The following is a 20,717-nucleotide window of genomic DNA, read 5'->3' as shown; positions in this document are numbered from 1 at the left end:
AGCATGGTGATTTTTTCGCCTTGGGCATGCATCTCGCGCAGGCGCGGCAGGCTGAGGGGCTTGCGCACGGCCGGGGGCGGCGCGGCGGGCAACGTGCCATAGGGGCTGGCGGCGGGGCCGGCGTGCGCGTGGGCAGGGGCTTGGGTCATGTTGGGCCTTTGCAAAAGGTCAGGTGGGCAACAGGGTGGGCTGGGGCAGCAGCGGTGCCGTCAGGTGCGGCTGCTTGCGACCGCGTTGCACGGCCTGCTGCAGCTGCCCGATGGCGGCCTCCGGCGAGGCAGCCGCAGTGATGGCACTGATCACCGCCACACCGGCGGCGCCGGCCCGCACGGCCTGTTCGGTCCGCACCACGTCCATGCCGGCAATGCCGACGACAGGCAGGGGCAACAGCGTGCACCAATAGGCCAGGTTGTTGTTGCCTTGGGGTACCCAGGGCATGGCTTTGGCCTGGGTCGGGTGAATCGGCCCGCAGGCGATGTAGCTGGGCCGCAGCGCCCAGGCGCGGCAGACTTCCCAGTAGGCGTGGGTGCTGATGCCCAGCCGCAGGCCGGCGCGTGCGATCGCTGCGAGGTCGGCGACGTGCAGGTCTTCCTGCCCCAGGTGGACGCCGTACGCGCCTTCTTCGATGGCAAGCTGCCAGTGGTCGTTGATAAACAGCTGCGCGCCGGCTGCAGTGGCGGCGCGAATGCTTTGGCGAATTTCCTCGCGCACCATCGCGCGGTGCTGCTCACCTTCCGCGTCCTTGATGCGCAACTGAACCGTGCGCACGCCGGCGGCCACGACGCGGGCCACCCAGGCGGCGCTGTCCACCACGGCGTACAGGGCCAGGTCCGGGTCGCTGAGCGCGGCAAAGCCGTTGACCGGTGTTGCCTGCGGCAGGCTGAAAAAGGGCAGGTTGGCGCTGCGTTGCGCAAAGTCAGCGCGCGGCTGTAGCGGCCCGGCATCGGTGTGCTGGCTTAGGGCATCGTTTCTCGCCATGCAGGCCAAAACGATGGCTTCGATCGCCACAAAGCCCTTCATCAGCGCCTGCGCGGCAGCGTCGGCGAACACCGCGCCCGCATCGGTGTGGCGCTTGGGGTGTCCGGTCATGGCGGGATGACCCAGCCAGCCGCTGGCCTGCGGCGTGTCGGCATAGTCGGCTTCGTCGCCGGTGATCACCACCGCCTCGCAAACGGAAGCGCGCAAACGGGCTGCGGCCTGTATGACGGCCGAGGGCTGATCCAGTGCGGGCAGGCCCATCAGCGTGGCAGCTTCATGGCGATTCAGGCAGAGCAGGGCAGGCCCCGGCGGCGCGCTGATGTGCTCGATGCCTTGTTGTATCTCCTTCGCGTGGGTGGCGAAGGTCCAGACAGCGGGAGTCATGACGGCGCTCATAGAACAAAAGGCCGGCCAGTCACCGGAGTGGAGGCGACCGCCATGTCCTGCTGGGCCATGATCCCGGCTTCGTACGCCAGCCGCCCGGCCTCGATGCCGAGCCTGAAGGCGCGCGCCATCTGCACCGGGTCGCGCGCATGGGCCACGGCCGAGTTGAGCAGCACGGCGTCGTAACCGAGTTCCATGGCCTGCACCGCGTCGGCCGGTGAGCCGATGCCGGCATCCACGATCATCGGCACATCGGGCAGGCGGGCACGCAGCGTGCGCAACGCGTAGGGGTTGACCAGTCCCTGGCCTGAGCCGATGGGCGCGCCCCAGGGCATCAGGATGCGGCAGCCCGCGTCCAGCAGTCGCTGGCAGCTGACCAGGTCATCGGTACAGTAGGGAAACACTTCAAAGCCGTCGCGCGCCAACTCGGCCGCGGCCGTGATCAGTTCAAAAGGGTCCGGCTGCAGCGTGTGTTCGTCGCCGACGACTTCGAGCTTGATCCAGTGGGTGCCGAACAATTCACGCGCCATCTGCGACAGGGTGACCGCTTCGCGCGCGCTGCGGCAGCCGGCGGTGTTGGGCAGCAGGCGGGCACCGCTGCTCCGGATCATCCTGTAAAAGTCGTTCTGGGTGCCAGCGCCGCCGGCCGCCATCTGGCGCTTGAGCCCGACGGTGACCACTTCGGCACCGGAGGCGGCAATCGCATCCTGCAACACCTGCGGTGACGGGTAGCTGGCCGTGCCCAGGAAAAAGCGGCTCTTGAGCTCGATACCTGCAATGGAAAAAGTCATGGTGCGTCTAGCCTCCCGTGATGGCTTGAAAGGTAAAAATGGCGTCGCCGTCCGAAAGTGTGGTGCTCGCACGCGCATCACGCGGCACAAACTCGCCGTTGACGGCGCTGGCAAAAGACGCGGGCGGCTGGCCACTGGCCGCCAGTACATCGGCGAGTGAGCTGCCGGCTGGCAGTTCACGGGCTTCGCCGTTGAGGGTGACGGTGATGTTGGTCATGCCAGGTCCTTGAGCGTTTGCTCAACCAGCGCCGGCGCGATCAGCCAGCCGTGGCGGAACAGGCCGTTGATACGCACCAGCCCGGGGTTCTGTTCGACGCGGGGCAAATTGTCGGGCAGGGCAGGGCGCAGGTTTGTTTCCGTGTGAACAATACGCGCTTCGGCCAGTCCTGGAATGATGCTGTGCGCGGCCGCCAGCAGTTCGACCATGCTGCGCAGCGAGATCGGTGAACGGTCCTCGCTTTCAATCTCGCTGGCGCCGACCACGATGTGATCCCCTGCACGCGGCACCAGGTAGACGCGGTGCCGCGGGTGCAGCAGGCGCACCGGCCGCTGCAGCGCCACACCGGGCGCATGCAGCCAGATGATTTCACCGCGCACGCCACGGACTTCCGGCGTGAACCCTTCGTCCTGTCCGGTGGCGGAGTTTTCCGGTCGCGCGCCGGTGCCGCGCACATCGAACACACAGTCGTATTTCTTCACGTCCTGCGCGAGGTGGATTTCACCGGCCTGCAGGCGCTGCACCGCAGAATTCCAGTGAAAACGCGCCCCAGCCGAAGCGGCGGCATGGGCCAGCGCCTGCATGGCCTGCACGGTATGGATCTGGCCCTCGTGCGGCAGCAGCCAGGCGTGCGCGACGCCATGGACTTCGGCCTCAAGGTCGCGCAGGGCCGGTGCGTCGAGCCGCTGCGGTGCGTGGGCGGCTGGTGCCTTGTGCTGCAGCAGGTCCACCACGCGGCGGGCCGCGCCTTCGTCGCCGCGGTGCGCCAGCAGCAGGCTGCCGCGCCTGTGAAGTTCTACCGGCTGGTCCAGCGCAGCGACGATGGCTGGCCAGAGGTCTAGCGAACGCAGGCCCAGCGCAAACACCTGTTCATCAGCCGACTCCAGCTCGGCCGTGGGGCTGAGCATGCCGGCGGCCGTCCAGCCGGCGGCGTACCTGCCAGCCGCCGGCGCCTGCGGCCCGGGTGCCGGGTCAAATACCTCGACCGAATGGCCGGTCCGGGCCAGCTCGAAAGCCAGCAGCCGCCCCAGCAAGCCTGCGCCTGCGATACCGATGTGCATGGATGTGTCCGCCCTTGTCAGCGTGTTTCAGAGTTTCTGGATGGGAATGTAAATTTCACTGCCGCCGTCACGGAACTCGGCCGATTTTGCCTGCATTCCCTGCGTCAGCGCCGCAGCCTCGTCAAGACCTTGCTGCGCCGCAAACTCGCGCACTTCGTGGCTGATTTTCATCGAACAGAATTTCGGCCCGCACATGGAGCAGAAATGCGCGACCTTGCTGACTTCCTTGGGCAGGGTTTCGTCGTGGAATTGACGCGCGGTGTCCGGGTCCAGCGACAGGTTGAACTGGTCGTGCCAGCGGAACTCAAAACGCGCTTTCGACAGCGCCTCGTCGCGCGCGCGCGAAGCCGGGTGCCCCTTGGCCACGTCGGCGGCGTGTGCAGCGATCTTGTAGGCGATGATGCCCTGCTTCACATCGTTGCGGTCGGGCAGGCCCAGGTGTTCCTTGGGCGTGACGTAACACAGCATGGCCGTGCCGAACCAGCCGATCATGGCCGCGCCGATGGCGCTGGAGATGTGGTCGTAACCCGGCGCGATGTCGATGGTCAGCGGGCCCAGGGTGTAGAACGGCGCTTCGTGGCAATGTTTGAGCTGCTCGTCCATGTTGGCCTGGATCATGTGCATGGGCACATGGCCGGGGCCTTCGATCATGGTTTGCACATCGTGCTTCCAGGCGATTTTGGTCAGCTCGCCCAAGGTGCGCAGTTCGGCAAACTGCGCCTCGTCGTTGGCGTCGGCCCCGGAGCCTGGCCGCAGTCCGTCGCCCAGCGAAAAACTCACGTCGTAGGCCTTCATGATCTCGCAGATCTCTTCGAAGTGGGTGTACAGGAAGTTTTCCTTGTGGTGCGACATGCACCACTTGGCCAGGATGGAGCCGCCGCGCGAGACGATGCCGGTGCGGCGGTTGGCCGTCATCGGGATGAAGGGCAGGCGCACGCCGGCGTGGATGGTGAAGTAGTCGACGCCCTGCTCGGCCTGCTCGATCAAGGTGTCGCGGTAAATCTCCCAGCTCAGGTCTTCGGCGATGCCACCGACTTTTTCGAGCGCCTGGTAAATTGGCACCGTGCCTATGGGCACCGGCGAGTTGCGGATGATCCAGTCGCGGGTGGTGTGGATGTTTTTGCCCGTCGACAGGTCCATCACGTTGTCGGCGCCCCAGCGGATGGCCCAGACCAGTTTCTCGACTTCTTCATCAATGCTGGAGGTCACCGCCGAGTTGCCGATATTGGCGTTGATCTTCACCAGGAAGTTGCGGCCGATGACCATGGGCTCGACTTCAGGGTGGTTGATGTTGGCCGGGATGATGGCCCGGCCGCGCGCCACCTCGTCGCGCACGAACTCGGGCGTGACGAAGGCGGGCAGTTGTGCGCCCATGGGGTTGCCGCGCACGCGGGCCGCGCGCTCTGCGTCGCCCAGGTACTCGGCCATCCATTCGCGTTTCGTGTTTTCCCGCAGCGCGATGTACTCCATCTCGGGCGTGATGATGCCGCGGCGCGCATAGTGCATCTGGCTGACGTTGGCGCCGGCCTTGGCGCGGCGCGGCGTGCGCTGCAGGCCGGCGGCCTGGGCGCGCAGGGCGGCGATGCGTTGCGCCTCCGGGTCTTGCGGATCATCGCGGTCCTGGCGGCGCTTGCCGTCATCGACCGCCTGCGCGGTGCGGCCGGTGTAGACCTCGGTGTCGCCGCGTGCCGCTATCCACGGCGCCCGCAGCCCATCGAGTCCGCGGCGCACGTCGATGTCAGCGCCCGGGTCGGTGTAGGGGCCGGAGGTGTCGTACAGCGTGGCGGACTCGCCGTTGCTCAGGCTGACTTCGCGCATCGGTACGCGCAGGTCCGGGTGAATCTGTCCCGGCACGTAGATCTTGCGCGAAGCCGGAAACGGCTCACGTGTCAGGGACAGCAACTGGGAAAATTTGTCGGGAGCGTTCATCGGGGCATTCCTTCACGTGCTGGCAGGCACAAAATGCTCCGAAGGTGTGGCCAGCACCAGCGCTGTGGTGTTGGTTGTTGACTGGGCCGGGGGACCGGTGGCAGTCAGCTCTTCTTACGTCGGTACGAACCGATTCAAGTTCACGGGTTTGGGTTGGCCATCTCAGCGACCCGACCACCATGGTCGGGCTGCACCCCGGAGCAGGTCCATTCTAGTGCAGGGTTCCAGGCAGCGTGCAACGCTGCAATGGCTCACCGGGAATCCGCGTCCTGTTTCCGCGTCGGGCGACTTGCACGACGGCGGCGATCGCCGGTATCACTTCCGGGTGGCAGCAGAGCCGCTCGTCGGCGTCGCGGCTTGTTCTCTGGCCATCTGGACACCGCCTGGATGGACGTCGTAAGAGCCGAAAACTTCTCGCGCCGACCGGGTTTCCGGCAGGATATACACAACACCGTTGGTTCCGGTGAATGCCGGACTCACCACTTTGTCGTAAAAATTCGCCGGAACATTGATGCAACCGTAGGAAACACGGTTGTCGGCCGCTGTCACGCTGTTCAGGCGCTGCGCCCGCTGTTCGCTGGGTGTGCCTTTAACGACCCGATGCAGCGAGATCGCCGTGTCGTAGTCCACCCACAGCATTTCCTGGCCATGGATGTCTCGCGCCAGGGACGCGACGAAACGACCGGCGGGTGTTGTCCGCTCTTCGGGGCGGATGGTCGAGAGCTTGCGCTCACCGATGCCGGGAACGGAATCGTCACCCACTGCCAGGCCCAACAGCGCCGGCGCCGCGCCTTGCAACCGGCCGTCGGCATCAAACATCAGCACCCTGGCTTGGACTTTGTCCACGATCATGAAAGGCATGCCCTGGCTGTCAGCGGACTCGACGACCCAGTCGGCGAGCCGGGAGGCCTCCGGGGAAGCACGCTCCCGGCCGAACTGGGCGCGTCTGGGTTGACTGGTCGCCGGGTCACGCGCGGAAGAACTGGCCATTGCGGGGGCTGATGGTTTTGCGGCACTCGCGGAAGCACCAGGCTGCTGCCCGGCATCGCCGCCGGCAAAAGCCGAAGGACACGCAAGGCCAGCCGCCAGCAAGGCCAGGCAGAGTCCGGCCCGTTTCAGGCCGGAGGGTTGGTGTGCTTTCGTCAGCTGCATCGGCATGCCGGAAACCGTTGTTTCACGAGAGATACGCGGGGTTCGTGGCGATCAGTTACGGGCAGGCCGGGGTGCATAACGTGGCGCGATATAAGGAGGAGGCGGGGTGAACGGGATCACCGTCGGTGCTGCCGCTTCTTCTTCCTTGGTGACAAAAAACACGTCGCCCGCGTCGGACAGGTAGGTTGGCATCAGGCCCGACCGATACGACGCCAAAGTGGCGAGTGCGGGCATGGCCAGTTCGACGTACGGCAGATCGATACTGCCATCCGGGTTGACAGTGACGCCCCTGACGGTCGTCGGGAGAATCGCCGGCCGGATGGTTCCGGTGGTCTTCTGGACGATGGGCGCGCAGCAGCTGGAGGCGAGTGCGTACTGGCTGGCGTTGGGGCCACCCAGGGTATAGCCGGTGAAGGTGACGGACTTGTTGGTTCCAGCGGTCGCATTGTCGAACGTGGCCGTTGCGCCGGGACCGGCAATCAGGCTCACGCCGGCAGGGTCGCCTTTCAATGTGGTGAGAACGGCATTGGTCGTGCCGTCGAAGTACCTGGTGGCGTCGGGAAAGACCAGCATGCGCTGCGTCAGCGTCGCACCCGCAGTCAGGGTGAACTTGGTCGAATAGTCCGTCGGCGTGGTGTACGAGACGGGGTTGTAGGTGACAACCACGGGGGCATTGGTGACGGCTGCCATGGGGGCCAGCGCGGCGAACACCACGGTTCCACCAGCAACGCCCGGGCCTGTGCCGTCCGTGTCCGCGCTGAGGGTCAGGCCACGGGGCAGGCCCAGGCTGCGGGCCGCGTCCAAGGTGCCATTGGTCACGGTGATCTTGTTGCTGATGTTGACGTCGTTGGCCGCGCACATCATGAGGTTGCCGTCCGTGGCGGTGACGGCGGCGTTCACATTGACATTGCGCCCGGCGCTCAGCAGGATGCTGCCGTTGGTGGTGGTCATGGCGGCGTTGACGTTGACATCGCGTCCGCAGCAGGCCACAAAGCTGCCGTTGGTGGCCGTGACTGCGGCATTGATGTTGGTGTCTCTGGCGGCCGTGAGGGTCAGGGTCGTCGGGGCGCCGGCTGCCGTCCACGTGATCGCGTCATTGACAAAAATATCACCGTTGCCAGGGCCGGGTGCCGTCACGATGGAGACGCTGTTGTTGACCAGTTGCGCCGAGAGTGTGACGCCGGAAATGTTGCCGCCTGCGCCGATGATGAAGTCCTGCGGGTCGATCAGCCAGGTGCCCATCAGACCCTGCGGCGCCGCAGTCGTGACGCGTACATCGTCGCGGATGTTGACGTGTGCCGCCGAGGTTTCAATAAATCCGCCGCCGCCGCCGTTCGGCGCGCTGGCGTCGAGCGTGCCGCTGACATTCATGGTGCCGGTCTGCATGTCACCCAGCAGCAGGATGGTGCCGTTTCGGTTTCCGATGGTTTGTGCCTGGATCACGCCGCTGTTGTTGACCACGGTGTGCAGCAGGTCGCCCGCCGCCTGCGCCGTCAGCAGCACGCGGCCGCCATCGGCGCGAATCATCCCGCCGTTTTCAACCAGCGCGTTGACAGCGCCTTGAGCCACCGACATATTGAGCAGGCCGTCGCCGGCCACGTCCATGGTGACGGCGTTGCCGGCGGCAAGCGCCACCGAACCCAGCCGCGCTGAAATCACGCCCTGGTTGCTGACGGATTTGCCCATCAGCGCCACGTAGCCGCCGTCGGCGGCGGTGATGTTGCCCTGGTTGACGACGGAGCCGTTTCCTGCGTCGGTGAAACTATAGTCGCCGGACATGAATTTCGCATCGCTCAGGCTCATGGTGGATGCCACCAGGCCACCAACGTTGACTTGTGCTCCGCTGCCAAACAGGACGCCGTTCGGATTGAGCAGAAAGACCCTGCCGTTGGCCGAGAGGTTGCCCATGATGCTGGACGGATCGCCGCCCAGAACCCGGTTCAGGGCCACCGATGTGCTGCCGGGCTGTATGAACTGCACCGTCTGGCCGGCGGCAATGCCAAAGCTCTGCCAGTTGATGGCCGCGTTGGCGGTGGACTGTGTGATGGTCGTGGTGGACGCGCCGCTGGTGATGCTGGCGCCGCCGGCTGCCACCACACCCCCTGTGGGCAAGGCGTAGGCAGAGGCGCCCAAGCCGAGCATCAGGCAGGCTGACAGGGCCTTGACGGCAAAGCGCACTGCGCCGGGACGTCCGGTTGCGGTGGATGATTTTTTCTTGCCTGCGCCGCCGGCGTTTTCAGACACGGCGACAAAGGCGCCTGAGCTGTCGCTCCAGATGGATTGGTGAATGCGGTTCATGGTGAGTCCTTGGTGTGCTGTCGTGGTGGCGCAGAAGCGGTCAGATGTCAGAAATACTTGATGGCCTGAATCCAGAACCGGCCTGACTTGTCGGGGGCGGAGATCGCCGCCTCGTTCCCCAGCTTGCGGGCGTAGTACGCCCGCACCAGGAAATTGCCGGGTTCGCCCCAGCTGGCGCCCACGCCGTAAGCGCCCAGGTTTCGGTGGTTGGTCCCGGCAGTCCAGGGATTTTTGTGAATGGTGACGCTGCCGGCATCGATGAAGCCGATCAGGTGCACCTGGCCTGGAACCCGGTCAGATAACTTGCCCAACAGCAGCCGGGCTTCGAGGTTGACCAGGTAGCCCTCGTCGCCAGAGGCTTCACCCTGGGGATAGGCGCGTACACCGCTCATGCCGCCCAGGTCCATCTTCTCCGAGGAGTCGAGGTTTTTCGAGGCAAGTTGCCCGCTGAGGGACCCATACAGCGAGATGACGTTGGTCACGCGTTGCAGCCGCGAGGCGGTGAAGGCGAGCTTGTTGTAAGAGCCGTTGGTGCGGGCGCTTGCCGCATCGGCGGCCAGTGCCGACGGCGTTTGTATGTCGAGGTTGCCGATTGACCAGGTCAGCGAATAGGCACTGATGCCGCCGCCGCCCAGGTTGTCCCGGTGGTCGCCATAAAGACTGGCCAACAACACATCGGCTTTCCGGTCGGTGACCGATCTCGGGACGGTGCTGTCAATCCTGTCCTGGAAAGTCCGGGCTTCGTACGCGAGCTGGCCGTACAGGTTGTTGTTGCGCGAACGGATCAGCGGGCGGATCGCGTAGAGGCTGGCAATCTCTGCCGTGCCGTTGGCCTGCAGGGGAGCGAACTCCTCGCCCAGTTCATACTCCAGCCGGCTGTAAGCGACGCCCACGGTTGTTTTGCCGAAGGGCACCTGATAAGACGCACGACCGTAGTTGAGCCCCGAGCCGGAAGTGACGGCGCGCACACTCGCCTGGTCGCCCAGCCCCAGGGGATTGTTGAGGTTGACGGTCACCCCGGCGCGGTATTCGCCGGTATAACGGTTGCCGGCGTTGTCGGCGTCAACGCTGCCGCTGACGCTTTTGCCCGGTGTGAGGTCCACAATGAGGTCGGACGTGCCCGGCGTGGCGCCCGGCACCAGCGTCGACTTGACATTCACGCCCGGTGTGTCCGAGAGCAGCAGCAGGCGGCTTTCCAGGGGGTCATTGAGGATGGGGTCGCCGCTGTTCAGTCCGCCAAGCAGCCGGTAGGCCTGATCGTCGGAAAGCCTGCTCTGGTTGCGCAGGATGATCTTGCCGTATTGGCCTTCGCTGACCTCGATGGTGACGGTGTTGTCCGCAATTTGCTGCGCGGGCAGGAAGGCGCGGGCCACGAAATAGCCGTTTTTTGCATAGTACGTGGTGATTTTTGAAGCCATCGCGCGCAGATCGGCAAGCGTCAGCTCGGTCCCGGGGGTGAAACCGGTGACCGCGATCAGATCGGCTTCGGTATACGCTTTTGCGCCCGTGACGCGCAGGCTGCGGACCAGGATTTTTGCCTCATCCGCCGTGGCGGCGACGGGCGGGGTTCCTCGTTCAATGCGGATTTCGGGCGGCGCTTTCTGGGGGGCCGGCGGGGCAGGGAGTTGCTGCATCTGGCTGCCGGCCGTGGGCGGCTGTTGGGCCAGCACGCCCTGGCTGAGCGCCAGCAAGGCCAGGGGAAGTAGTTTGTTCTGCAGCATGACGTTTTCCTCGTTATTGATCGGGCTTGGGGGCCCTCTTTTCCATCTCCGCGCCTATTTCAACGCTCTGTTGCATTTGGACCGCGACATTCGTAAGCGGGTGTAGGAGATGGCGCCGAGATGTAAGCCCGAAAGGGGGGCATTTGATCTAGGTCAACTGCATGGGCTGAGGCAAAAACGAGATGATTTGGCTGGCGTGGCGACCATGGGTTCACACCCGACGCCGGCATGTTGCCAACACCGCCAGGGAGGAACCGCCCCAACCAGGGGCCATGCCACGTCGTCGTTGGAGTCCCCGGCCGGGGCGGGAAGCCGCAGGCCCCGGATCAGGCCGGCGTGTAGGCCAGGCGCACGTAGATCGGTGCGTAGGCCTCGGCCTGGGTCACGTCGATCAGGCCTTCCTTGGAGAGTTCAAGCAGCGCGATGAAGGTGACCACCAGCACCGGCATGCCGCGGGCCGTTTCAAACAGGTGTTCGAATTCGACGAACTTCTGGCCTTGCAGTTTGCGCAGCACGATGCTCATGTGTTCGCGTACCGACAGCTCTTCGCGGGAGATCACATGGTGCTGGACCAGCTTGGCGCGTTTGACAATGTCGCGCCAGGCTTCCTGCAGATCGACCACGCTGACATCGGGGAAGCGCGGCTGCAGCGCCTGCTCCACATAGACCTGGGCGCGCAGGAAGTCGCGGCCAAACTGGGGAATCTCGTTGAGCTTGTGGGCGGCCAGCTTGATCTGTTCGTATTCCAGCAGCCGGCGCACCAGCTCGGCACGCGGGTCTTCCGGCTCCTGGCCGTCGGCGACCTTTTTCGGCGGCAGCAGCATGCGCGACTTGATCTCGATCAGCATCGCCGCCATCAGCAGGTACTCGGCGGCGAGCTCCAGGTTGGTGGCGCGGATTTCGTCGACGTACACCAGGTACTGGCGCGTCACGGCCGCCATCGGGATGTCGAGGATGTTGAAGTTCTGCTTGCGGATCAGGTACAGCAACAGGTCCAGCGGGCCCTCGAAGGCCTCCAGAAACACCTGCAGCGCGTCGGGCGGGATGTACAAATCCTGCGGCATCGCGAACAGCGGCTCGCCATACAGGCGGGCCAGCGCGACCTGGTCGATCACCGCGGGCATGCCGGCCAGCGCCAGTGCGTCGGGGGGCGATCCCGGCTCGGACGGTGAGGGCGGCAGTTCGGTGATCGTGGACATGGGAGGGGGCGTTGCGTCAGAAACTATGAAAACAATAGCTGCCGGCGCTTATCCAGCAAGGGCTGGAGGCCTTTTTGGCTATTGGTTTCAGGCCTGTTCGCTGTTCGGGTGGCCGCTGGTGCCATACACATAGGGCTGTTGGGCCACGCGCGCATCCTGGTAGTCCGCCTGCTCGGAACGGTCCAGTTTCTTGTCCCACCAGATCGCGCGCCCCGCGCGCTGCTCGGCCTCCAGCGTGGGTTTTTTCGCCTTGAGTTCCTCGATGAACAGGGTTACTTCCGAGGTGTAGTGGGGGCGGGCGAAAATGGACATGGGACTAAACTGCCTGAAATAGTGAATTGGCCGATTTTACCGGGGACCACCATGTGCCTGCCTTTTTTCGTTTTCAGGGCGGGCCGCGCAGCGGTTGGCCGGCCGCACACAAGGACCTGGGCGCTCATGGGACTGCTGTCAGTATTGCTGGGGATGGTGGGTTGCGACCCGCAGCGCATCGCCGAACTCGAGGAAGGTGTGTCCACTGAAGCCGATGTGCGCGCCCGCTTCGGTGAGCCCGAGAAAATCTGGAGCGCCGCCGACCTGGCCGGCAACCCCTTTCCCGGTGTGGCCGCCCAGCCCGGTGCGCGCACGCTGGAGTACAACCGCCAGCCCGAAGGCCAGGTCAACTACATGATCACCATAGGCGCTGACGGAAAGATGAGCGCGCTGCGCCAGGTCCTCACGCCGCAGAACTTCGCGCTGGTCCTGCCAGGCATGCCCATGGAGCAGGTGCGCAAGATGCTGGGCAAACCGATGAAGGTCACGCCTTATGCCCTGCAGCAGGAGACCCACTACGACTGGCGTTACCTGTCGCCCCCGGTCACGCCGAGAATTTTCACCGTGGTGTTTGACCGGGACCTGCGCGTTGTGCGCACCGCCTCGGTGGACGCCGAGGTGACCGGTCCGAGCGGCCCCAGCCGCTGAAGTCAGGCATCAAAAATGGCTGTAGCCCTTATGGGGTAAGCGCAAGCAGCTATTGTTTTCATAGCTCTTCAACCTTCGCCAGAAACCCCGAACGCGCCATGACCGCGCGCGGCTGGGCGTTCAGGCCCGAGATCACCAGCCGGCCGCCGCGCAGCACGACGGCCTTGTGCAGTTGCACCAGCACGTCCAGCCCGGAGGCGTCGAGCGATTGCAAGGACTGGACATCGAGACGCACCAGCAGGCCCTGTGGCGCGCTTTCAACCACTGACAGCACCGGGTCGATCTTGGCGACGGCGCCGAAAAACAGCGAGCCGTAGAGCTGGAAGTTGACCGAATCGTCGGTGCGTCCCGTCTCCACCACCTGGAACAGACTGCTCATGCGCCGTACAAACAGCACGCAGGCCAGCAGCAGGCCGACCTGCAAGGCCACCGTCAGGTCAAAAACCACGGTCAGCAGAAAGGTGCCCAGCATCAGCAGGCGGTAGTGGCTGCTGTACTGGCGCAGGTGCGCAAACTCGCGCCACTCGCCCATGTTCCAGGCCACATGCACCAGAAAGCCGGCCAGCACGGCCAGCGGCACATGCATGGCCAGCGGCGCGGCGACCAGCACCACCAGCATCAGCGTCAGGGCATGGGTCAGGCCGGCCACCGGCGAGCTGGCGCCCGCGCGCAGGTTGGTCACGGTGCGGGCCATGGTGCCGGTGGCCGGCATCCCGCCGAAAAAAGGCACGACGAAATTGGCGATGCCCTGCGCCATCAGCTCCTGGTTGGGGTCGTGTTTGGGCAGGCCGGAGAGCTGGTCGGCGACACGCGCGCACAGCAGTGACTCCACCGCGCCCAGCATCGCAATGGTCAGTGTGGGCGGCAGCAGCAGGCGCACGGTGTCCCATGAAAAAGCCGGCAAAGTAAAGTCCGGCAGGGCCTGCGGAATGCCGCCAAAACGTGTGCCTATGGTGTCCACCGGCAGGTGCAGCAGCCAGGCAAACACCGTCAGCGTGATCAGCGCCACGATGGGTCCAGGCACGCGGGACACTGCGCGGGTCGCACGCAGCAGTTGCACGCCCTCGACCGCCTGCATCCGGCTGATCAGGCGGGCGGTGAAGCCGTTGGTGCCCAGGGAGCGGCTCACAAACAGTTTCGGCCAGAGCACCAGGCCCAGAAAACAGGCCGCGCCCAGGCCCAGGGCACTGGCGTTGAAGGAATCCATGTGGGTCGCCAGCGCCTTGATCTGCGAGAAAAAGTCAGCCGGCATTCTGGCAATCTGCAGGCCCAGCAGGTCCTTGAGCTGCGACAGCGCAATCAGCACCGCAATGCCGTTGGTGAAACCGACCACGATGCTGACCGGGACGTACCGCACCAGGGTGCCCATTTTGAGAAACCCGAGCAGGAACAGCAGCACGCCGGCGCAGGCGGTGGAAATCAGGAGGTTGGGCAGGCCGTATTGCTCGACGATGCCGTAGACGATCACGATGAAGGCGCCCGCCGGCCCGCCAATCTGCACGGCCGAACCGCCCAGCAGCGCAATCAGCCCGCCGGCAATGATGGCAGTCCAGATGCCGGCCTGCGGCGACAGCCCCGAGGCAATCGCAAAGGCCATGGCCAGCGGCAGGGCCACAATGCCGACGGTCAGGCCGGCGCCCAGGTCCTTGCCGAAACGTTCGCGCGTGTAGCCGCGCAGCGCCGACAGGATGCGGGGGCGAAAGGGTGCGAGGTAGGCGGGCAAGTTCATCAGAAGACTCCAGGGTGACATGCCGGCCGGATTCATCCTCCATCTGTGGGATGGTCAGGCCGGGAGTCCCTTGCTAAAGTGCGGGACGTCTTTTCTTATTCAAATACCTGCGGTTGCTCATCTTAAGCCGCGCACGCACGCTCCATGTCACTTTCCCCCAGCCGTTGGTGTTTGTCCTGTCGGGTCACGGACCGTCCTGGCCGGGTCCTGCGCGCGTGTCTTGCCTTGTTGCTGGCGGCCTGCTGGCTGGTGGCCAGCCCGCCGGTGCTGGCGCAGTCCGGCGCCGCCCCCGCCTCCGGATGGCTGGGCCAGCAGGGCGAGGCGCTGGTCCTGGTCGACCTGTCGGGTGAGCAGACGCTGGCGCAGGTCCAGCAGCGTTTTGCCGGTGGCGAGGCCACGCCGGCCAGCGCCGACCGCATCATGCCGGCCGGCGGCGTTGCTGCCCTGTGGTACCAGCTGGCACTGCCTGCCGTCAGTGCGCCGACCGCGTTGGTGCTGGCGGTGCCGCACCCCGGCATGAACCGGGTGGACCTGTACCGGCCGGCAGCCGAGGGTGGCTGGCGTGTGGAGCGTTCGGGCGATTCGATTCCGGTGTCGCAGTGGCCCTTGCCTTACCTGCATCCGGCGTTCGAGCTGGTGCAGCAGCCGGGGGAGGCCCGGCCCAGCTACCTGCGGGTGCAGCACAGCCATCCCATCAGCGTGCGCTGGACCGTGTGGCCTGCCCGCGATTTCCAGGAGTCGGGCAAGCGCTGGCATTTCCTGCTGGGCGTTTATGCCGGGTTCGTGGCACTGGTGCTCGTGATCTGCACCGTCAACGCCTATTTCTGGCGCGACTCCATCCATTTTTATTATGCGGCCTATGTGTTGGTGATCGCTCTGGGCCAGCTCTCGCTCACGGGGCTGGCCGGCGAGTATTTCTGGCCCGACAACCCCTGGTGGAATGACGTGGCGTCCAACGTGCTTCCGGTGACAGGCGCGGCGCTGGGCCACTTTTTCATGCGCGAACTGGTGGTCGGGCGCGGTGCCCGCTGGGCCACGCACCTGATGCTGGCGATGGGAGGCCTGGGCGCCGTGCTGGCTGGGTGTTTCCTGTTTGTCGGACGCAACCCGTTTTTTGCGATCTCCGGCCCCTACTACCTGGCGAGTTTCGTGGTTTATCTCGGTGTGGCGCTGTGGTACGCCTGGCGCACGCCGCGCGTCGGCCTGTGGGTGCTGGCCGGCGTGCTGGCGGTGCTGGCCGGCGCCGTGTTTCCCGTCCTGCGCAACATGCAGCTGCTGCCGGTGTCTTTCATGACGCAATACGGGGCCCAACTGGGCGTGGCGCTGGAGATTCCGCTGCTGCTGGTTGCCCTGTACCTGCGCACCCAGGAACGGCGCGACAACCGGGCTCGCGTCGAGGCCATGGCCCGGATTGATCCGCTGACCGGCGCGGTCAACCACCGGGTGATGCTGGAGCGTCTGCACCGCTTGCTCATTGCCCAGTTGCGCGAACCCGCGTTGGGGGCAGTGCTGCGCGTGCGCATCGGCAACCTCCAGGCGATCCGCGACGAGTACGGCCTGCAGGTGGCGCAGATGGCGCTGGTCCATGCCGGCGCCTGCATCACCCAGGTGGCCCGGGAGGGCGACACCGTGGCGCGCCACCGCGACGGTGATTTTGTGCTGATCCTCCAAGGCCGTGTCACGCGCGACCAGATCTCGGACATGGGGCAGCGCCTGATTGCGCGCGGACTGGCGCCGAGTGAACTGCTGCCGCCGGGCGCGGTGCTGCAGCTCAAGGTTGCCATCGCTGCGGCGCCGTTTCAGGCGGCGGGGGTGGCCCTGTTGCTGCAGGCGCTGGATGCGGCGGTCACCGAGATGGCGGCCCGTCCGGGCAAGGCCCTGCGATTTGTTGTCTGAGGGCGGCTGAGCGCTTGCCCTACCGCACGCGCATGCCGGGCTGCGCGCCGGGCAGAGGCTCCAGCACAAAGATGCCGGGTTGGGCTTTTTCATTGGCGTGACTGGCGGCCAGCACCATGCCTTCGCTGATGCCGAACTTCATCTTGCGCGGCGCCAGGTTGGCCACCATCACCGTGTGTTTGCCGATCAGGTCTTCGGGCTTGTAGGCGCTGGCGATGCCGCTGAAGACGTTGCGCAGGGTAGCTTCGCCCACGTCCAGCGTCAGGCGCAGCAATTTGGTTGAACCTTCGACGGCTTCGCAATTGACGATTCTGGCAATCCGCAGGTCGATCTTGCTGAAGTCGTCGATGGTGATGACAGGTGCCATCTCCTCGCCGCCGGGTGCTATGGATTCAATAGCTGTTGGCGCCTGCTCCGCCTGGGCTGGAGGCTCAAACAGTGCGTCAAGTTGCTTGATGTCGACACGTTGCATCAAATGGGCGTAGTCACCGATCAGGTGCCCGCTGCCCAGGAGGACTGCGGCATCGGCAAAGCCGAGCGGTGCGGTTTTCAGGAAGTTCTCGACCTGCGCGCCCAGCGCCGGCAGCACCGGCTTGAGGTAAATCGTCAGCAGGCGGAACGCCTCGATACAGACCGTGCAGACATCCTGCAGGCGGGTGTCCATGCCTTCTTTTTTGGCCAGTTCCCAGGGTTTGTTCTGGTCCACATAGGCATTGACGCGGTCGGCCAGCAGCATGACTTCACGCAGGGCCTTGGCGAATTCACGGAATTCATACAGCTGCGTGATGGTGTCGCTCTGGTCGCGCAGTACGGACAGCAGCGCATCGCCGTCGGCGGAGATCTCCCCGAGCCGGCCAGCGAAGCGTTTGGCAATGAAGCCGGCCGCGCGGCTGGCGATGTTGATGTATTTGCCCACCAGGTCGCTGTTGACCCGCGCCATGAAATCGTCGGCGTTGAAGTCAATGTCTTCATTGCGCGCATTGAGCTTGGCGGCGAGGTAATAACGCAGCCACTCGGGGTTCATGCCCAGGCTCAGGTACTTGAGCGGGTCCAGCCCGGTGCCACGGCTCTTGCTCATCTTCTCGCCGTTGTTGACGGTCAGAAAACCATGCACAAACACGTTGTCCGGTGTCTTGCGGCCGCTGAAATGCAGCATGGCCGGCCAGAACAGGGTATGGAAGGTGACGATGTCCTTGCCGATGAAGTGGTACTGCTCCAGCGCGGGGTCGGCCATGTAGGCGGCGTAGTCCTCGCCCCGCTTGTCCAGCAGGTTTTTCAGCGACGCGAGGTAACCCACAGGCGCATCCAGCCAGACATAGAAATACTTGCCCGGGGCATCCGGGATCTCGATGCCGAAGTAGGGGGCGTCCCGCGAGATGTCCCAGTCGCCCAGGCCTTCGCTCTGGGTGCCGTCGGCGTTGTCACGCACCGAGAACCACTCCTTGACCTTGTTGGCCACCTCGGGCTGCAGTTTTCCGTCCTGCGTCCACTGCTCGAGGAACTCGACACAGCGCGGGTCGGACAGCCGGAAAAAGAAATGCTCGGAGCTTTTGAGCACCGGCGTGGCGCCCGACAGGGCGGAGTACGGGTTGATCAGGTCGGTCGGCGCGTACACGGCGCCGCAGACCTCGCAGTTGTCACCGTACTGGTCTTTCGCACCGCACTTGGGGCACTGGCCCTTGATGAAGCGGTCGGGCAGGAACATGTTCTTTTCGGCGTCGAAAAACTGCTCGATGGTTTTTGTCGAAATCAGGCCGGCCTTCTTGAGGTCCCGGTAGATCTGCTGGGCCAACTGGTGGTTCTCCGGCGCGTCGGTGGAATGCCAGTTGTCAAAGCTGATGTGAAATCCGTCGAGGTAGGGCTTGCGTCCCGCGGCGATGTCGGCCACAAATTGTTGCGGCGTCTTGCCGGCTTTTTCTGCGGCGATCATGATGGGTGCGCCATGCGCGTCGTCAGCGCCGACAAAATTTACCGCATGGCCCTGCATCCTCTGGAAGCGCACCCAGATGTCGGCCTGGATGTACTCCATGATGTGGCCGATGTGGAAATTGCCATTGGCGTAGGGCAGGGCGGTGGTGACGAAAAGGCGGCGCTGGGACATAAAGAGGGCTTTGTGGCTTTGAAGAGGCAGACCGGCGATTTTAAGGCGCGTCCGCGCCTGAGCCCCGGCGCCAATCCCTCACGGCACCCCGGTTTGTTTTGCGGCGTTAGACTTGGCGGCAATTCCGGCGGCCCAGGCTGCCCTGTCAGATTTACCCGGAGACCTATCCCGATGGCTGTAGAACAACAGGCAATTTTGAACGCCCTGCAAGGCGTGCTTGACCCCAACACCGGCAAGGATTTTGTCAGCACCAAGGCCCTGAAAAACCTGCAGATCGCCGGTGGTGACGTGTCCTTTGATGTGGAACTGGGTTACCCGGCCAAAAGCCAGCTGGCCGGTATCCGCAAGCTGCTGATTGCCGCCGCCAAGGGTGTGGCGGGCGTGACCAACGTGTCGGTCAATGTGAGCTTCAGGATCGCCAGCCACAGCGTGCAGCGCGGCGTGCAGTTGCTGCCCAACGTCAAGAACATCGTGGCCGTGGCCTCCGGCAAGGGCGGTGTTGGCAAAAGCACCACCGCCGTCAACCTGGCGCTGGCCCTGGCTGCTGAGGGCGCCAGCGTCGGCCTGCTTGACGCCGACATCTATGGCCCCAGCCAGCCCATGATGATGGGCATCGAGGGCCGCCCGGAAAGCGTGGACGGCAAGAACATGGAGCCGATGGAGAACTACGGCATCCAGGTCATGTCCATCGGTTTTCTGGTCGCCCAGGACGAGGCCATGATCTGGCGCGGCCCGATGGCCACGCAAGCCCTCGAGCAGCTGCTGCGCCAGACCAACTGGAAAGACCTGGACTATCTGATCGTCGACATGCCGCCGGGCACCGGCGACATCCAGCTCACGCTGTCCCAGCGCGTGCCCATGACGGGCGCAGTGATCGTCACCACGCCGCAGGACATCGCGCTGCTTGATGCCAAAAAAGGCATCAAGATGTTCGAGAAGGTGGGCGTGCCCATCCTGGGCATCGTCGAAAACATGGCGGTGCATATCTGCAGCAAGTGCGGCCACACCGAGCATATTTTTGGCCAGGACGGCGGCAAGAAGATGGCGGCCGACTACGGCATGAGTTACCTCGGTGCGTTGCCGCTGGACATGCAGATCCGCCTGCAGGCCGACAACGGCCGACCCACGGTGGTGGCCGACCCGGACGGCGAGGTCGCCGGCATCTACAAGGCTGTGGCACGTCAGGTGGCCATCACGATTGCCGCCAAGGCGAAAGACTTTTCCGCCAAGTTCCCGACCATCACGATCTCGAAAAACACCTGATCTTCCCGGGTGTCGGGGGCCAACCATGAACATGCTCGCTTCGCTGCGTTATCTGGTGGCCCTCAGCGAGCACCGGCATTACGCTCGCGCCGCCCAGTCCTGCGGCATCACCCAGCCGGCGCTGTCCAACGCCCTGCGTGCGCTGGAGAAGGAATTCAGCATCGCCATCGTCAAGCGCGGCCGCACCTACGCCGGCCTCACGCCGGAAGGCGAGCGCGTGCTGGCCACCGCGCAACGCATGCTGCACGAACACGAATTGCTTCAGCAGGAACTGCGCAGCAGTGCCGGCCAGCCGCAGGGTGCATTGCACCTGGGCGTGGTGCCGACGGCCGTGCCGGTGGCGACGCGTTTCGCGGCCCAACTCCGGCAACGTTACCCGGGCATCGCGCCCGTGGTTCGGTCGCTGAGCTCACAGGAAATTGAACTCGGCCTGGAGAACCTGTCGCTGGATCTGGGCCTCGGCTTTGTCGAACGCCTGAACCAGCACACCCGCCGTTTCGAGCTGCTGCCGCAGTACACCGAACACTACTTCCTGGTGCGGCGCGCGGCGGCGCCCGGCCGGCCGGGCAGCGGGCTGCATGTGGGGCCGGCCATGAACTGGCGCGATGCGGCGCAGCTGCCGCTGTGCCTGCTGACACCCGAGATGCACAACCGCAGCATTGTGGACAGCGCCTTTGCCGGCCTCGGGCTGGCGGTCAGGCCGGTCATGGAGACCAATTCCATCCTGGCGCTGGCTCTCAGCGTGGTTGCCGGCGAGGTCTGCAGCGTGTTGCCGGGTGCGCTGGTGGGCGCGGTCCGCAGTTATGCCGAACTCGAAGCCCTGCCGCTGGTCCAGCCGGAGCTGACGACACCCGTCGGCTTTTTCACGCTGGCCAAGGCGACCCCCTCGCGGGCCTTGCAGGCTGCGCTGGTGCTGGCCCGGGACGGGGCGTGGTTGCGTCACGCGGCGCAGCACAGCGGGGCACTGCATTCAGATCCTGAATCAGCGCATACATGAATTCAATTTGACGCGGCCGGGCCCAGCGGCGACAGTGCGTC

The 20,717-nt window shown here is 64.9% G+C and carries 16 protein-coding genes, 1 pseudogene and 1 riboswitch; of the genes and pseudogenes, 4 read left to right on the top strand and 13 right to left on the bottom strand.

Features of this window, described 5'->3' with window-relative positions; all coding sequences use genetic code 11:
- From panB to PSV33_RS11360, 11 genes and pseudogenes are all read right to left on the bottom strand, one after another.
- Nucleotides 1-149 (bottom strand): annotated as a pseudogene (gene panB, locus PSV33_RS11410) (3-methyl-2-oxobutanoate hydroxymethyltransferase); the annotation flags it as partial.
- A gap of 19 nt (nucleotides 150-168) precedes the next feature.
- A complete protein-coding gene (locus PSV33_RS11405) occupies nucleotides 169-1,362 on the bottom strand; it encodes a thiamine phosphate synthase (RefSeq protein WP_300561782.1) in 1,194 nt (397 codons plus the stop codon).
- Between the two features lie 8 nt (nucleotides 1,363-1,370).
- Nucleotides 1,371-2,153: a thiazole synthase gene (locus PSV33_RS11400; RefSeq protein WP_300561780.1), complete on the bottom strand. Its 783-nt coding sequence runs from the start codon at nucleotides 2,151-2,153 to the stop codon at nucleotides 1,371-1,373.
- A gap of 7 nt (nucleotides 2,154-2,160) precedes the next feature.
- Entirely contained in the window at nucleotides 2,161-2,370 is a 210-nt protein-coding gene (gene thiS / locus PSV33_RS11395; protein WP_300561778.1) for a sulfur carrier protein ThiS, read from the bottom strand.
- On the bottom strand, nucleotides 2,367-3,431 hold the full coding sequence (gene thiO / locus PSV33_RS11390; protein WP_300561776.1) for a glycine oxidase ThiO: 1,065 nt from the start codon (nucleotides 3,429-3,431) through the stop codon (nucleotides 2,367-2,369). The genes thiS and thiO overlap by 4 nt, the downstream gene beginning before the upstream one ends.
- 27 nt (nucleotides 3,432-3,458) lie before the next feature.
- A complete protein-coding gene (gene thiC, locus PSV33_RS11385) occupies nucleotides 3,459-5,360 on the bottom strand; it encodes a phosphomethylpyrimidine synthase ThiC (RefSeq protein WP_300561773.1) in 1,902 nt (633 codons plus the stop codon).
- Between the two features lie 94 nt (nucleotides 5,361-5,454).
- Nucleotides 5,455-5,568: riboswitch (TPP riboswitch) on the bottom strand.
- Between the two features lie 107 nt (nucleotides 5,569-5,675).
- A complete protein-coding gene (locus PSV33_RS11380; protein WP_300561770.1) occupies nucleotides 5,676-6,350 on the bottom strand; it encodes a hypothetical protein in 675 nt (224 codons plus the stop codon).
- A gap of 213 nt (nucleotides 6,351-6,563) precedes the next feature.
- The gene (locus PSV33_RS11375; protein WP_300561767.1) at nucleotides 6,564-8,810 is read right to left on the bottom strand and encodes a filamentous hemagglutinin N-terminal domain-containing protein; all 2,247 of its coding nucleotides are present in this window, start codon (nucleotides 8,808-8,810) and stop codon (nucleotides 6,564-6,566) included.
- A gap of 47 nt (nucleotides 8,811-8,857) precedes the next feature.
- Nucleotides 8,858-10,531 carry a ShlB/FhaC/HecB family hemolysin secretion/activation protein gene (locus PSV33_RS11370; protein ID WP_300561764.1) on the bottom strand — a complete coding sequence of 558 codons (1,674 nt, stop codon included), beginning with the start codon at nucleotides 10,529-10,531 and terminating at the stop codon, nucleotides 8,858-8,860.
- Nucleotides 10,532-10,857: 326 nt separating this feature from the next.
- Entirely contained in the window at nucleotides 10,858-11,655 is a 798-nt protein-coding gene (locus PSV33_RS11365; protein WP_300561791.1) for a ScpA family protein, read from the bottom strand.
- 162 nt (nucleotides 11,656-11,817) lie between these two features.
- Nucleotides 11,818-12,042 (bottom strand): DUF3460 family protein, encoded by a 225-nt coding sequence (locus PSV33_RS11360; protein ID WP_300561761.1) that lies wholly within the window; start codon nucleotides 12,040-12,042, stop codon nucleotides 11,818-11,820.
- 126 nt (nucleotides 12,043-12,168) lie between these two features.
- On the opposite strand from PSV33_RS11360, the gene PSV33_RS11355 reads away from it, so the two are divergent.
- Complete coding sequence (locus PSV33_RS11355) at nucleotides 12,169-12,690, top strand: outer membrane protein assembly factor BamE (RefSeq protein ID WP_300561758.1); 522 nt, start codon at nucleotides 12,169-12,171, stop codon at nucleotides 12,688-12,690.
- 58 nt (nucleotides 12,691-12,748) lie between these two features.
- Here PSV33_RS11355 and PSV33_RS11350 read toward each other — a convergent pair whose 3' ends face one another.
- On the bottom strand, nucleotides 12,749-14,419 hold the full coding sequence (locus PSV33_RS11350) for a SulP family inorganic anion transporter (protein ID WP_300561755.1): 1,671 nt from the start codon (nucleotides 14,417-14,419) through the stop codon (nucleotides 12,749-12,751).
- A 144-nt stretch (nucleotides 14,420-14,563) separates the two neighbouring features.
- Between PSV33_RS11350 and PSV33_RS11345 the strand changes: the two genes are divergently transcribed.
- A complete protein-coding gene (locus PSV33_RS11345; protein WP_300561754.1) occupies nucleotides 14,564-16,315 on the top strand; it encodes a 7TM diverse intracellular signaling domain-containing protein in 1,752 nt (583 codons plus the stop codon).
- A 19-nt stretch (nucleotides 16,316-16,334) separates the two neighbouring features.
- Here PSV33_RS11345 and metG read toward each other — a convergent pair whose 3' ends face one another.
- Complete coding sequence (gene metG, locus PSV33_RS11340; RefSeq protein ID WP_300561751.1) at nucleotides 16,335-18,416, bottom strand: methionine--tRNA ligase; 2,082 nt, start codon at nucleotides 18,414-18,416, stop codon at nucleotides 16,335-16,337.
- Nucleotides 18,417-18,587: 171 nt separating this feature from the next.
- Between metG and apbC the strand changes: the two genes are divergently transcribed.
- A complete protein-coding gene (apbC, locus tag PSV33_RS11335; protein WP_300561748.1) occupies nucleotides 18,588-19,679 on the top strand; it encodes an iron-sulfur cluster carrier protein ApbC in 1,092 nt (363 codons plus the stop codon).
- A 25-nt stretch (nucleotides 19,680-19,704) separates the two neighbouring features.
- Nucleotides 19,705-20,676, top strand: coding sequence for a LysR family transcriptional regulator (locus PSV33_RS11330; RefSeq protein ID WP_300561745.1), 972 nt, complete (start codon nucleotides 19,705-19,707; stop codon nucleotides 20,674-20,676).
- Nucleotides 20,677-20,717: the final 41 nt, after the last annotated feature.

The sequence above is a fragment of the Polaromonas sp. genome (genome assembly GCF_029945895.1).
GTDB lineage: Bacteria > Pseudomonadota > Gammaproteobacteria > Burkholderiales > Burkholderiaceae_C > Polaromonas.
Note: the sequence above shows the minus strand (reverse complement) of the source record. Positions and strands in the feature narration are given on the sequence as shown.

Excerpts from the sequence above, each read along its gene's own strand:
- PSV33_RS11345 (WP_300561754.1), top strand. The coding sequence starts at position 14,564 with ATGTCACTTTCCCCCAGCCGTTGGTGTTTGTCCTGTCGGGTCACGGAC.
- thiS (WP_300561778.1), bottom strand. The coding sequence starts at position 2,370 with ATGACCAACATCACCGTCACCCTCAACGGCGAAGCCCGTGAACTGCCA.
- apbC (WP_300561748.1), top strand. The coding sequence starts at position 18,588 with ATGGCTGTAGAACAACAGGCAATTTTGAACGCCCTGCAAGGCGTGCTT.
- PSV33_RS11355 (WP_300561758.1), top strand. The coding sequence starts at position 12,169 with ATGGGACTGCTGTCAGTATTGCTGGGGATGGTGGGTTGCGACCCGCAG.
- PSV33_RS11380 (WP_300561770.1), bottom strand. The coding sequence starts at position 6,350 with ATGGCCAGTTCTTCCGCGCGTGACCCGGCGACCAGTCAACCCAGACGC.
- PSV33_RS11375 (WP_300561767.1), bottom strand. The coding sequence starts at position 8,810 with ATGAACCGCATTCACCAATCCATCTGGAGCGACAGCTCAGGCGCCTTT.
- PSV33_RS11400 (WP_300561780.1), bottom strand. The coding sequence starts at position 2,153 with ATGACTTTTTCCATTGCAGGTATCGAGCTCAAGAGCCGCTTTTTCCTG.
- PSV33_RS11405 (WP_300561782.1), bottom strand. The coding sequence starts at position 1,362 with ATGACTCCCGCTGTCTGGACCTTCGCCACCCACGCGAAGGAGATACAA.
- PSV33_RS11330 (WP_300561745.1), top strand. The coding sequence starts at position 19,705 with ATGAACATGCTCGCTTCGCTGCGTTATCTGGTGGCCCTCAGCGAGCAC.
- PSV33_RS11370 (WP_300561764.1), bottom strand. The coding sequence starts at position 10,531 with ATGCTGCAGAACAAACTACTTCCCCTGGCCTTGCTGGCGCTCAGCCAG.
- PSV33_RS11365 (WP_300561791.1), bottom strand. The coding sequence starts at position 11,655 with ATGCCCGCGGTGATCGACCAGGTCGCGCTGGCCCGCCTGTATGGCGAG.
- thiO (WP_300561776.1), bottom strand. The coding sequence starts at position 3,431 with ATGCACATCGGTATCGCAGGCGCAGGCTTGCTGGGGCGGCTGCTGGCT.
- metG (WP_300561751.1), bottom strand. The coding sequence starts at position 18,416 with ATGTCCCAGCGCCGCCTTTTCGTCACCACCGCCCTGCCCTACGCCAAT.
- thiC (WP_300561773.1), bottom strand. The coding sequence starts at position 5,360 with ATGAACGCTCCCGACAAATTTTCCCAGTTGCTGTCCCTGACACGTGAG.
- PSV33_RS11350 (WP_300561755.1), bottom strand. The coding sequence starts at position 14,419 with ATGAACTTGCCCGCCTACCTCGCACCCTTTCGCCCCCGCATCCTGTCG.
- PSV33_RS11360 (WP_300561761.1), bottom strand. The coding sequence starts at position 12,042 with ATGTCCATTTTCGCCCGCCCCCACTACACCTCGGAAGTAACCCTGTTC.